This window comes from Alphaproteobacteria bacterium, assembly GCA_025210155.1.
Lineage (GTDB): Bacteria > Pseudomonadota > Alphaproteobacteria > Rs-D84 > CASDRH01 > JAOASE01.
In genome coordinates this window covers 33,958-46,700 of the sequence record JAOASE010000011.1, presented here as the reverse complement: position 1 = coordinate 46,700, position 12,743 = coordinate 33,958, and the positions used below count along the sequence as shown (strand labels likewise).

Genomic DNA, 12,743 nt, shown 5'->3' with positions numbered 1-12,743 from the left:
TTAAATTTGTTTTTGTGATATATTAATTTTATATTATCAAGGGAATTGGAGAGTTTTTATGAAAAAAATATCGTTGTATACGATTGTTTTGTCGTTAATTTCAGTAGGAAATGTTTATGCAGATGTAAATTGGACTTTAGGTACTTCTGGTGAATTACAGGATAGTACAGGTAAGACAGTTATTACTGCAAATTGTGCAGATGGTGTTTGTGATTTAACAAAAGTTATTGATGAAGCTATCGATGAGAAACTTACCTTGACAGGTGATGTAGCTGTAACAGATATTACGGAAGTTAATTTGTATGGTTATAAGGGTAAATATTTATCTGATACGGATGCAATAAAAAGTCCTGTTTATGTTACAGGTTCTTATACTAATGTAACAGATGGTATCAATCTTGATATGAATATTTATGGAGATATTAATAATTCAGGAGATTATACAGATGGTACAGGTGTTTTAACTTTTAATGATTTTATTTTGGATGGAAGCTTAAGTTATGAAGGTAGTATAGTTACGGATCATGAGAGAAACGAAGTTTATGCTTTTTATTTAGAAGATTCTAATATAGGGGAGGATTTATCTATAAAAGGTAGCTTTGAAGTAGTAGCTTATGATGATAGAGATATTGGTATTTTATTATATAATAGTATTATTGATAACAATATTAATATTGAAGGTGATATTAAAACTATTGGGCATAATCCAGCAAGTGGAAATTCTGCTTTTGGTATATTTGGACATACTTTAACAGTTAATGGCGATCATAATATTAATGTTGATTTTGATATTCAATCAAATAAAAGCCTTTCTTATGGCCTTTATTATTGGACAAAAATTAATTTTAATGGTTCTTATAATTATACAGGTGATATGAATCTTTATTCTGAAAAAGGTGGTTTTGTTGGAATAAATTTTGATGATGCAAATACACAAGGAATGAACTTTGATACAAATATAGTTGGAAAAGGGGTTCTAGGAGGTTTTGGATTTCATATGAGAAATTCAACTATGACTGGTGATTTAAATATTGATGGAACTATGGATTTGTATGCTCCTTATGTATCTGGTGTTGTGGTAAGAGATGCGACTATTAATGGAGATATTAATATAGGATCTGATATGTATTTAATATCAGAAGGAGATTCTGGATATTCTAATGCTATATATTTAAGAGGGGCTTCAGTGTTAAATGGAGATTTAAATATAGCTTCTGTTATCGAATCTTTTAAACCGTCTGAAACAGTTTCTTCTGCAGGTGTTTATGTTGCAAATACAGCTTCCCTAAATGGAGATATTAATGTAACAGGTGAAATTTATGCAGATAAGGGAATTACAGTTGCTCCTACAGCTAGCATGACAGGTAAAATAAATAATGCAGGTATTATTGAAGGGTTAGATGGACCTGCAATTGATTATTACGGTTCTGATAATGAATTAACTTATACTGGTGATGGTGAATTGATTTCTTCTACTTATCAATTTGAGATGGCAGATGGTGATGATACTTTAAATATTATTAATGCTAAGATTGATAACATTAGTGTTAACTCTGCAGAGACTTTGAATATTACAGATTCTACTATGAATTTAACATTAAATGCTGATACTAAAGATAGTTCTTTAATGCAAATTACTGGAACAACATCGCTGAACTTTACTAATACTACTTTAAATATTAATGCTGATTATGCTACTATAACTTCTTATGAAGGTGGCGAATATTTTGTGATTGCTGAGGCAGATACAATTTCAAGTGATCTTTCAGAATTGACTTTAAATATTAATAATTATGATGCTGATGGAACAATTTCTATTTATAATGATGGTTCTGGAGATCAGTTGATTTATACATTTGCAGAAGCTCCAGTTTTTGATGATGACTCTGGTGCTATAAATCCAGGGCAAGGAGCTCAAGTTGATTTAACTTCAAGTGGAGTTTTCCAATCTTCAGTTACTTCAGCAGCGGCTGTATCAGCGGCAGTTCTTGATGTTGTTCAAGGAAGGCAAATGGCTAGAAAGTATGATGACATTTTAAGTGAAAATTCTCAATTAGCTTCATTGGATGCAGTAATTATGTCTGATGCCGGAAATATTTTAGGTATAGATGAAGAGAAAAAGAATGGAGTTTGGATGCAGTTAACTTCTAAGAAAGATTCTTATGATGGAGCCGTTAAATCTGGTAATAATGGTTTAAGTTCTACAGGGTATGATTCAGATAGTTTTGGTATTACGGTTGGTTATGATCAAAAATTATCTAAAGAGTTGTTGGCTGGTGTGTCTTTAACTTATTCGATAGGAGAAGCTGAAGGAAGTTCCAATTCGTTTGAGACTGATATGGATTCATTACAACTTTCATTTTATGGTTCTTATCTTATGGATGATAGAACTTTTGTAGATGCTATTGTTGGATATGGTATTGGATCTTACGATCAAAAGAGAAATACTGGTTCTGATATTGCGAAAGCTGACTATGATAGTACTCAGTTATCTTTAGCCGCAACAGTTGGTAAAGTTTATGTTCATGGTGATAGAATGTTATTAACGCCATTTGTTAAAGGTTCTTATATTAATGTGAAACAAGATGCTTATGATGAAACTGGAAGTACTGCCAACTTGTCAGTTGAAAGTGTAAGTTTTGATAGTTTTCAAGCTTCATTAGGTATGGATTTTGGTTATGTGTTCCAACTTGATAATTATGGAACTATAATGCCTACAGCTAAGATTGAGTTGGCTAGAGAAATGGCGGACAATGCATTTGCTATAGATTCAACAGTTAGAGGTACTGGTTTGGCAGGTGCTAATTATACATCTCCAGATATGGGTAGAAGTATTTTGAGAATGGGAGCTGGTGTAACTTATCTAAATGAAAAAGGTCATGAAATATCTTTCGATTATGAAAATGAAAGTAGAGATAATTTTGATTCAAATACTTTATACTTAAAAGGTAAATATATGTTCTAATTTTTAAAAGGTTTTGAATTAGTAGATAAGCTCTCTGTTGAGAGCTTATTTATTTTTCTAATATATCTTAATAGTTGTTTTTACTATAAAATTATGTTAACATAGTTTTATATTTTAATAAAATTGGAGAGATTTTATGAGAAAAATATCTACTTATACAGTGTTTTTATCACTTGCTTTTTCTAGTCATGCTAGAGCTGATATTGAATGGATCTTAGGGACTTCAGGAGATTTACAAAATAGTAATTCTGAAGTTGTTATGAGTGCAGAGTGTGTTGATGGAGTTTGTAATTTAATAAAGACAAAAAAAGGTCGTCTTGTAGAAGAAGTACATTTGGATGGAGATGAAGCAGTATTAAATATTAATACAATTAATCTTTTTTCAAAAGATGATTCTAGTGTTGGAGATTTTTTATCTGAAGTAGTTATATCAGGAACATTTAATAATGATACAGATGGAGAAAATGTAGATATAAATATTTATAAAGATTTTGATGCTGATGGAACGATATTAGCAAGTAATACATTTATAAGATTTCTTAATACTAATATAGATGGAAATATTTATTATGAAGGTGAAATGAATGCTCGTGCTAAAAAAGATTCTACTGCGAGTCATTTTAATAGAGTTCTTTCTAGTGCTACTATTTTAGGAGATGTTACTTTAGTTGGAGATTCATATCTAGATTATAAGGGGACAGATTGGATAGTTAATAGTTATTTTTATAGAACTAGGATTGAAGGAGATTTAAAACTTTCTGGGAATTATTATACTGAAAATGTTTCAAATCAGGCAAATACTATTATGCTTAGAGATACAAATGTTTTAGGTTCATTTATGTATGATGGAAATATAGAAGTTAGATCTGGAGGTTTGGCTACTGGAGTTTGGATGTACAGAGGTTCTATTGGTGAAGATATAGTTTTTAATTCTAATATAAAATCTGTTGGTGGTAGTGCTTATGGATTTATGACACATCCTACTTTGGCAGTTACTGGAGATTTAAATTTTACTGGAGATTTTGATATTAAAGCGACAGGGGCTGGAGCAGGTTTTATATTAAATGGTTTAACGGTTGATAATGTTAATGTAAATTCTGATATGGAAGTTATTTCAGGTGAGAATTCGAGATCATTTTATTTTTCTGGGTCAACTATAAATGGGGATCTTAATTTTGATGGATCTATATATTCGGTTGCAGGAGGAGATTCTTTTGGTTATATTATGAAAAATACAAATATGGCTGGAAGTCTTTTTATTGATGCAGATTTATATTCTAAGTCTAACTCTGATGATGCAGAACTTAATTCAGATGCTATTAAAATTACAGAAACGTCTAGTGTTGGTGGAAATGTTCAATTATCTGGAAATATTAAAGCTCTTGCAGCTTCAGATAATATCGTTTCTAAGGCTTTTGCAGTTGAAGAAACTTCAAGTGTTGTAGGTGATGTCACTTATAGTTCTGGTGCTATGAATGCTGAAACAGCAGTTTATGTTGATGATACATCTTTTATAACAGGATTATTTACTAATAATGGTTCAATTAAATCTACTTTAGGTTCTGCCATAGAGTATTATGGTTCTGATAATGCATTTACTTATTCAGGTAATGGAGAATTAAAATCATCAGTTCATCAAATTGATATGGGTGAAGGTGTTGATACTTTAGATATTGTTAATGCAACTATTGAAAATATTAATGTTAATTCAGCAGAGACTTTGAATATTACAGATTCTACAATGAATTTATCTCTTACAGTGGATAATAAGAGCGGAGCTTTGATGCAAACTTCTGGAACAACAGCTCTTAATTTTACAAATGTTACTTTGAATATTAATCCTGATTATGATGCTATAACTAGTTATAATATAGGTGATACTTTTGTTGTTGCTGAGGCAGATACTATTTCAAATGATCTTACACAATTAACATTGAATATAAATAATTATAATGCTGATGGTACTTTGTCTATTTATAATGATGGATCTGGGGATCAATTGATTTATACATTCTCGGAAATTCCAACTTTTGATACAGAGTCAGGTGCTATTAATCCTGGCCAAGGTGCTCAAGTTGATTTAGCTTCAAGTGGTGTTTTTCAATCTTCAGTTAGTTCTGCAGCTTCAGCCTCTGCTGCTGTGCTTGATGTTGTTCAAGGAAGACAAATGGCTAGAAAATATGATGATATTTTAAGTGAAAATTCTCAATTTGCTTCTTTAGATGCTATTGTTATGTCTGATGCTGGAAATATTTTTGGTATTGATAAAGATAAAAAACATGGAGTTTGGATGCAGCTAACTTCTAAGAAAGATTCTTATGATGGTGCTGTAAAATCTGGTAGCAATGGTTTGAGTTCTACAGGTTATGATTCAGATAGTTTTGGTATTACCGTTGGTTATGATCAAAAGCTATCTAATGAATTGTTAGCTGGTGTATCTTTAACTTATTCAAAGGGTGATGCAGAAGGTAAATTTAACTCGTTTGAGACTGATATGGATTCAGTACAGTTATCTCTTTATGGTTCTTATTTAATGGATGATAGAATGTTCTTAGATGCTATTGTTGGTTATGGTATTGGATCTTATGATCAAAAGAGAAACACTGGTTCTGATATAGCTTCGGCAGATTATGATAGTACTCAAATATCACTTGCTGCGACAGTCGGCAAAGTTTATCTTCATAAAGATAGAATGTTATTAACTCCATTTGTTAAAGGTTCTTATATCAATGTAAAACAAGATGCCTATGATGAAACTGGAAGTACTGCCAATTTGTCAGTTGAAAGTGTTAGTTTTGATAGTTTCCAAGCTTCATTAGGTATGGATTTTGGTTATGTATTCCAACTTGATAATTATGGAACTATAATGCCTACTGCTAAAATTGAATTAGCTAGGGAAATGGGTGATAATGCATTTGCTATAGATTCTACGGTTAGAGGAACTGGTTTAGCAGGAGCAAGCTATACATCTCCAGATATGGGTAGAAGTATTTTAAGAATGGGTGCTGGTGTAACTTATTTAAATGAAAAAGGTCATGAAGTATCTTTCGATTATGAAAATGAAAGTAGAGATAACTTTGATTCAAATACTTTATACTTAAAAGGTAAATATATGTTCTAAATTAAAAAAGAAATATTATCTTAAAAAAAAGAGCTCCCGATTGGGAGCTTTTAATTTATTTATTTTCTAATCCAGCTATTAGAGTTATCAAAATATTATTTATATATTTTTTTTGATAAGCCTTGTTGAATTGCTCAGGCTTTTCTCCATAGATTAAATATCTATCTTCAATTTCACCTTGTGGAATATGTAATATTATTTTTGAGATAACTTCTGGGTCAACATCATTTCTTATATATTTTCTTTTTTGACCTTCTTTAATAAAGTTTCCAAGGATATGTATGAATTTATCAAAGAATTCACAAGTATCTTTTTGTAATTCTTCTCTTAGGAAATATATGTTGCTGAATATAACTACAAGAGAATCCCAGTCTTTTTCAGCTATTTTGAAAAATGTTTCAAAAAGAATTTTCATTTTTATTTTAAATTCTTCAAAGTCATCGGCTGGGTCTTCTATAACACTTAATATGTTTGCTAGGCATTTTTCACTAACGTTATCGATAATCTCTTGGAATAAATTTAATTTTGATGTGAAGTGGTAATTTACAGCACTTATATTTGCATCGGCAAGTTCACAAATATCTTTTACAGATGTTCCGTGAAATCCTTTTTCAGCAAATAATTTTTTTGCTATTTGGATAATTTTATCTTTAGTTTTTATATTATTATTAGTCATATTTTGCTCCTTGGTATAACTATATAATATGGAAGGTTGCTAGTCAATGGAATTTTTAAAATGTTTATTTAAAAATTTCAATTATTTTTAGTTGAATTTATATAAAAAAAGACTACTGTTTTTGCAGTAGTCTTATTAGTAAAATTTAATTAGATTAAATTAATTTCTTTCATTGCCGAAGAAATTTTATTTTTCAGCTCTTTAGCTTCTTCTTCATTCATTCCTTTTTTGAATTGAAAGGTTTTTCCAAAAATATCTGACCAGTTATAAGACGCATCTGAAAGTATGTCATAAATAGATAGTAGTTTTAAATTTTTATCGAAAGGTTTAATTTCAATAATGTTTGTTTTGTGGTTTAAAAATAGGTTGAGCTTGTATTTTATACTGTATTTATTTACTTGTCAATAAATAAGGTGTATATTTTTGAAATTGATAAAAATGTGTAATTGTGTTATTATTACTCCGAGTTAAGTTAAAAGGAGATTCTTATGATTAAAAGAAATGAAAAAGGTCGTTCTATGATTGAGATGCTTGGTGTTCTAGGTATTATGACTGTTATAGTTGTGATTGGAGTTATAGCTTCACAAAGTGTTTTCAAAAGTAATAAGGCTACGGAAACAAAAAATGATATATCTATGATTGCTAGTCATCTTAGAAAGATTTATGTTAAGAATGGTTATACTGCAGATGGTTATGTTTTAGGAGAAGATGAAACGTTCCAAACTTTATTTGTAGATAGCGGTATTAGAAAAAACTCTACAACTCCTTTTGGTGGTGTTTATGAGTTGTCGGCTATTACGAAGGATAAATTTCAATTAGCTATAACTGGTATAGAAACAGAAGATTGTAATTTACTTATGAACAATATGAATTTTTTGGATGAATATCCTGAAGTTGAAGTTGCTTGTGGTGATAAAGAAGGTGATACTCAGTTAGCTAATAAATATGTTGATACAAGTGATGGAAATTCTATTTTAGATGATATTAAAGATCCTTATAATGGATATATAGTTTCAGATGATTTACAGGAAGCTATTGATAATGCTACAGAAGCTGAATTATATAGTGCTTGTAGAACAACTTCAAACCCAGCTATTTGTGATGAGTGGTTAAAGACAAATCCTTCTCTTGCTGAATTGAAAAATGCTTGTGCTACGGGTCCAACGCCTTATGTAAATGAAAAAAGATATGATACTGCAGTTTGTAATGCCTATATATCTCAAACTAATGAAACTCATGGTAGTTTTGGAGGTTTAGCTTGGTTGTGTGAAAGAGCTGTTACTGAGGCCTGTGATGCTTTAATAACTCATCCTAATACAAAACCAGAAGAATTATTAGACGCTTGTGATATGGGTTATTCTAAGGCTGTCTGTGATGCGTGGTTGGCTACAAATCCAACAGATCAAGCTCAGTTGGCACAAGGTTGTAGAGGTGGTATTGCTTCGGCCTGTGATGCTTTTATGGCTACAGACCCAAGTACAGATTTGATATCACAATCATGTTCTCCAATATCTCAAGAGATGTGTTCTAAATTGGAAGAGTATATTGGAACAGGTATTTTAACTTCAGAAGATTTAAGTAATGGATGTAAATCTGGTAATGCCGCTTTGTGTAATGAATTATTAGCTCAAAACCCTACAGGGGAGGATTTATATTCTGCTTGTAGATATGGTAGAGGTACTAATGATGCAGTTTGTCAGGCTTATGCAGATTATGTAGATCAAAATCCAGATTCTGATGTAGCTCATGTGGATATGATTTATCACGTATGTAGATATTCAGATAATGATGCTGTTTGTGATGAAGCGTTTGAGCAATCTCCTTATACTATTAAATGGCATTGTAAAGATGCTACTGTAGGTGAAGATGCAGTTTGTAACGCTATGGCAGAAAAATACTTGTCTGGAGAGTCTCCAACAACTTCTGCTGAAGTTGCATGGGCTTGTGGATATTCTGCTAATACAGAGTTATGTAGAATTGCTTGTGAAGAAGGAAATAATTCTGCATGTTTGTCTTATCAAGCAACTAAGGATGCATTTTAATTAAGAGCTTCTTGAGAAAAAGTCCTCAGTATTTTACTGGGGATTTTTTTATTGCTTGTTTTGTTTTTAGTTAGCATTTATATTTATTATTGAGAGTGAAATTGTTGAGGTGATTTAATGAATAAATACGAATATATATTTTCTAGTAATATTGGAAATATTAGAATAGAAGTGGATGATGATAAAATTTATTTGCTAACGGGAACTGATAAAAAAATATCAGGCTCTTGTCCTAATGGATTAGCTAAGAAGGTTGAAGAAGAGGTTTCGGATTATCTTGATGGGAAGTTGGAGAAATTTTCTATTAAGACTTTTTATGATAAGACGCCTTATGTTAATAAGGTTGTTAGTGAAATTGCTAAGATACCTTATGGGCAGGTTATTACTTATAAAGATATTTCTGATAAGATTAAGTCTCATCCTAGGGCTGTTGGAATGGCGTGTGGTAAAAATCCTATTCCTTTGATAATTCCTTGTCATAGAGTTGTTGGAATGTCTGGAAAGTTGACTGGCTTTTCTATGAAAGGTGGTGTTGAGGTTAAAAAGAGATTGCTTGATTTAGAAGGGATAAAGCTTAATTAACTTGACAAATAAACTGATTATTAATATGCTTTTATCTAAATATTAATTTAAACCTGTTTAAAATGAAAAAGTTAATTGTATTTTTATTTATTGCATTTTTGTTTAATAACTTATTGGTTTTGGGGCAAAAAAAGAAAGTTGATTTTTTAGAAGCTGATAGTTTGGTTTCTTCCTCAGCTTTTAACATAGAAAGAGTAAATGAATTTGGTAAGAAACAAACTATGTATCTTACTAAGAGATACTTTCAAACCTTTGATAAGTTTAATATTTGGGAAAATTTAAATGGCTATAAGATGGTTATTTCGGGAGATGTTAATAAAGTTTTGCAGAATGGTGTTCTTGTAAACAATGTTATATTAACAGTGAAATCCTGTCGGAGTGAAAAGTTTTGGAAGATTAATGTTCCGAAAAATTCTAAAATTTTTGTTAAGGAGAAGGAAGTAGTAATTTTCTCTGAGCAGAATACTACATTCTGGAAACCAAAGAAATTAAATAAAAAAGAAAATAGCAGTGATACATAACTCACTGCTTTTTTGTTGACAAAGTGATAGTGTTGTGTTTTGTATTAGGATGAAATTACTAATTTGAATATTAATTATTTAAACCTAATTAAATGGAAACAATTGAAAAAGAAAACAATGTTGAGACATTAGATGTTAAAACAAAGACAGTTGTATTTTTAGCAGAGAATGAAGCTGCTTTTGATACATATGTTAAAATTTTTAAGGAGATGGCTCCTGGCTTGGTTAAGCCTTTGCCAGTTTATCTTCCCAGTGAAATTAAGGAGGCGAAGAAAGCGCCTTTGGAGAAATGGCCAGAGGTTGTTTACCCTTTAATAAAATATTCTTTACATAAACTTGAAGGAGAAGCGTTGGATGCGCCTATTGTTCTTTGTTCTAATGATTTGGGCTTGTTGGAAGACTTGATTATTGAACAGGATACGGCAAATCTTATTTCATTGAAGCAATCAATAACAGACTATCTTGAAAGGGTAGAGCCTTCGTTTGAAGCTTCACTGGCAATAGTTGCCACTAGAAATTTTATGAATGCTTCAGGATTTTTAGGATACTTTGAAGATGGCATAGATTCATTAGTGAATTTCACCGATGATCAGAAAGAAAACATAAATAGTTTTATTTATGACTCATTGGTGCCGGGTAAAGAAATAGATTCATACAAGTTTCTTTCAGTCATGGATTCGCTGTCTAAGACTTCAGGTAAATTATTTGTTATATGTGCTTGTCGTCTTATAACCACTTTTATGGAAAGAGAAGGGTATTTATCTGAAAAAATTGACGGTATTAAAACTTTGGCTGATGGAACCGTTTGGGTAGATACCATTCGGACTGTAGCTGCTTCAACTATAAAAGAGTTGGAAAGTAGAAGTTAAAGATTTCTATTCTTATAGAAGAAGATCTGCATTTTATGTGGGTCTTTTTTTGTGTTTATGGGAAAATAAATTATGGATTTTTAATGCAGTTGTTAGTATAATTTGTTTTGTAATTTATGGAGGTAAGATATGAGTTCTAAGAAAGAGCAATTAGAGATTTTAAAACAAGAAGCTGAGAAGTGTAGAGATTGTGAGTTGGGTGGGCTGCGCAATAAATTAGTATTTTCTGATGGAAATTCTGATGCTAGAATTGTTCTTATTGGAGAAGCTCCTGGAGCAGAAGAAGATAAGACAGGCTTTCCTTTTGTTGGGAGAGCTGGGAAGTTGTTGGATGAATTTTTGAACTCAGTTGGAATTACTAGAGAGAACGATATTTATATCATGAATACGTTGAAGTGTAGACCCCCGCAAAATAGAGATCCTTTACCTTCTGAAAAGGTAGCTTGTAGAAAGTTTTTTGATAAGCAGTTGGATATTATAAAACCTGATATAATTTTGCTTTGTGGTGCTGTTGCTATGAAGTCGTTGATGGAAGGTAAATTAGCTATAAGTAAAGTTAGGGGACAATGGTTTGATGGTCCTGGTGGAGCTAAAATGATGCCTATATTTCATCCTTCTTATTTGTTGCGAAATCATAGGGTCGTTGAAGGTAGTCCTAGATGGTTGATGTTTGAGGATATGAAAGAAATTAAAAGAGTTTATGATGGGGTAGAATAGATAGGAGTTAGTTTTTTGCTTTTTTCACTAGATTGACTTTTGGTTGAATTTTTAGTAATATATTTATATGTGGAAAAAGGAGGAGAATTATGGCTACTAAAATTATAATTGGTCCAGGGAAATATATTCAAGGACCTAATGAATTAAAAAATCTAAAAAAATATACGAAAGATTTAGGGAAAAAGATTTTCGTTATTGCTGATGAATTTGTTAAAGGGATGACAGAAAATACTGTGTCATCTGGTTTTGCGAAGAAGTCAGATTTTGTTTATGAAACTTTTAATGGAGAGTGTTCTAAAAAGGAAATTGATAGATTAAAGAAGATTGCTTTGGATAAGAAATGTGATTGTATTGTTGGTATTGGTGGAGGTAAAACTCTTGATACTGCAAAGGCTATTTCTTTTTATATGAAAGTTCCTGTTGTTATTGTTCCGACTATTGCTTCTACGGATGCACCTTGTAGTGCGTTGGCTGTTTTATACACAGAGAAGGGTGTGTTCAGTAAATATTTATTATTACCTAATAATCCTAATATTGTTTTAGTTGATACTACTATTATTGCTAAGGCTCCTGTTAGATTGTTAGTTTCTGGTATGGGAGATGCTTTGGCAACTTATTTTGAAGCTAGAGCTACTTATCGTTCTAATGGTAAGGCGATGGCTGGCGGTACTCCTACTTTGGGTGCTATGGATTTGGCTAAGTTGTGTTATGAAACATTATTATCTGATGGTTTGAAAGCTAAGTTGGCTGTTAATAAAAAAGTTAGTAATTTAGCTGTGGAAAATATTGTCGAAGCTAATACTTATTTAAGTGGAGTTGGTTTTGAAAGTGGTGGCTTGTGTGCTGCTCATGCTGTTCATAATGGTTTAACTGCATTGAAAGGAACTCATGAATTCTATCATGGTGAAAAAGTTGCTTTTGGAACTATTGTTCAGTTGGTGTTGGAAAATGCACCTATGGAAGAAATTAGAACAGTTATTGATTTCTGTAAGAGTGTTGGGTTGCCAACTAGTTTGAGTGATTTGAATATCGCTGATGCTTCGAAGAAGGATTTGATGGCTGTTGCTAAAGCGGCTACTGCGGAAGGTGAGACTATTCATAATATGTCGTTCCCAGTTACTCCGGAATTAGTTTATGCGGCTATTGTTACAGCTGATCAATTGGGTTCATAGATTCAGTTGTTTTGTGAAAAGAAAGGCGGCTTTTATGGGTCGCTTTTTTTGTTTTTGGATCGATTTATTGTGAATAAA

9 protein-coding genes are annotated in these 12,743 nt (G+C 31.5%); 8 read left to right on the top strand and 1 reads right to left on the bottom strand.

Going from position 1 to position 12,743, the window contains the following annotated elements:
• The first annotated feature begins 58 nt into the window (after positions 1 to 58).
• Complete coding sequence (locus N4A44_04580; GenBank protein MCT4552918.1) at positions 59 to 2,965, top strand: autotransporter outer membrane beta-barrel domain-containing protein; 2,907 nt, start codon at positions 59 to 61, stop codon at positions 2,963 to 2,965.
• 136 nt (positions 2,966 to 3,101) lie between these two features.
• Entirely contained in the window at positions 3,102 to 6,086 is a 2,985-nt protein-coding gene (locus N4A44_04575; protein MCT4552917.1) for an autotransporter outer membrane beta-barrel domain-containing protein, read from the top strand.
• A 55-nt stretch (positions 6,087 to 6,141) separates the two neighbouring features.
• Here N4A44_04575 and N4A44_04570 read toward each other — a convergent pair whose 3' ends face one another.
• Positions 6,142 to 6,762 carry a TetR/AcrR family transcriptional regulator gene (locus tag N4A44_04570; GenBank protein MCT4552916.1) on the bottom strand — a complete coding sequence of 207 codons (621 nt, stop codon included), beginning with the start codon at positions 6,760 to 6,762 and terminating at the stop codon, positions 6,142 to 6,144.
• Between the two features lie 488 nt (positions 6,763 to 7,250).
• Here N4A44_04570 and N4A44_04565 point away from each other — a divergent pair, with 488 nt between their 5' ends.
• The 6 genes from N4A44_04565 (at position 7,251) to N4A44_04540 (ending at position 12,665) form a co-directional block, all read left to right on the top strand.
• On the top strand, positions 7,251 to 8,804 hold the full coding sequence (locus N4A44_04565; GenBank protein ID MCT4552915.1) for a hypothetical protein: 1,554 nt from the start codon (positions 7,251 to 7,253) through the stop codon (positions 8,802 to 8,804).
• Between the two features lie 117 nt (positions 8,805 to 8,921).
• Complete coding sequence (locus N4A44_04560) at positions 8,922 to 9,386, top strand: methylated-DNA--[protein]-cysteine S-methyltransferase (protein MCT4552914.1); 465 nt, start codon at positions 8,922 to 8,924, stop codon at positions 9,384 to 9,386.
• 62 nt (positions 9,387 to 9,448) lie between these two features.
• Complete coding sequence (locus N4A44_04555; protein MCT4552913.1) at positions 9,449 to 9,907, top strand: hypothetical protein; 459 nt, start codon at positions 9,449 to 9,451, stop codon at positions 9,905 to 9,907.
• A 92-nt stretch (positions 9,908 to 9,999) separates the two neighbouring features.
• Positions 10,000 to 10,776: a hypothetical protein gene (locus tag N4A44_04550; protein MCT4552912.1), complete on the top strand. Its 777-nt coding sequence runs from the start codon at positions 10,000 to 10,002 to the stop codon at positions 10,774 to 10,776.
• A 129-nt stretch (positions 10,777 to 10,905) separates the two neighbouring features.
• On the top strand, positions 10,906 to 11,493 hold the full coding sequence (locus N4A44_04545) for a uracil-DNA glycosylase (GenBank protein MCT4552911.1): 588 nt from the start codon (positions 10,906 to 10,908) through the stop codon (positions 11,491 to 11,493).
• An 89-nt stretch (positions 11,494 to 11,582) separates the two neighbouring features.
• On the top strand, positions 11,583 to 12,665 hold the full coding sequence (locus N4A44_04540; protein ID MCT4552910.1) for a glycerol dehydrogenase: 1,083 nt from the start codon (positions 11,583 to 11,585) through the stop codon (positions 12,663 to 12,665).
• Positions 12,666 to 12,743: the final 78 nt, after the last annotated feature.

Coding starts and splice junctions, on each gene's coding strand:
- N4A44_04565 (MCT4552915.1), top strand. CDS start 7,251: ATGATTAAAAGAAATGAAAAAGGTCGTTCTATGATTGAGATGCTTGGT.
- N4A44_04545 (MCT4552911.1), top strand. CDS start 10,906: ATGAGTTCTAAGAAAGAGCAATTAGAGATTTTAAAACAAGAAGCTGAG.
- N4A44_04550 (MCT4552912.1), top strand. CDS start 10,000: ATGGAAACAATTGAAAAAGAAAACAATGTTGAGACATTAGATGTTAAA.
- N4A44_04575 (MCT4552917.1), top strand. CDS start 3,102: ATGAGAAAAATATCTACTTATACAGTGTTTTTATCACTTGCTTTTTCT.
- N4A44_04555 (MCT4552913.1), top strand. CDS start 9,449: ATGAAAAAGTTAATTGTATTTTTATTTATTGCATTTTTGTTTAATAAC.
- N4A44_04540 (MCT4552910.1), top strand. CDS start 11,583: ATGGCTACTAAAATTATAATTGGTCCAGGGAAATATATTCAAGGACCT.
- N4A44_04570 (MCT4552916.1), bottom strand. CDS start 6,762: ATGACTAATAATAATATAAAAACTAAAGATAAAATTATCCAAATAGCA.
- N4A44_04580 (MCT4552918.1), top strand. CDS start 59: ATGAAAAAAATATCGTTGTATACGATTGTTTTGTCGTTAATTTCAGTA.
- N4A44_04560 (MCT4552914.1), top strand. CDS start 8,922: ATGAATAAATACGAATATATATTTTCTAGTAATATTGGAAATATTAGA.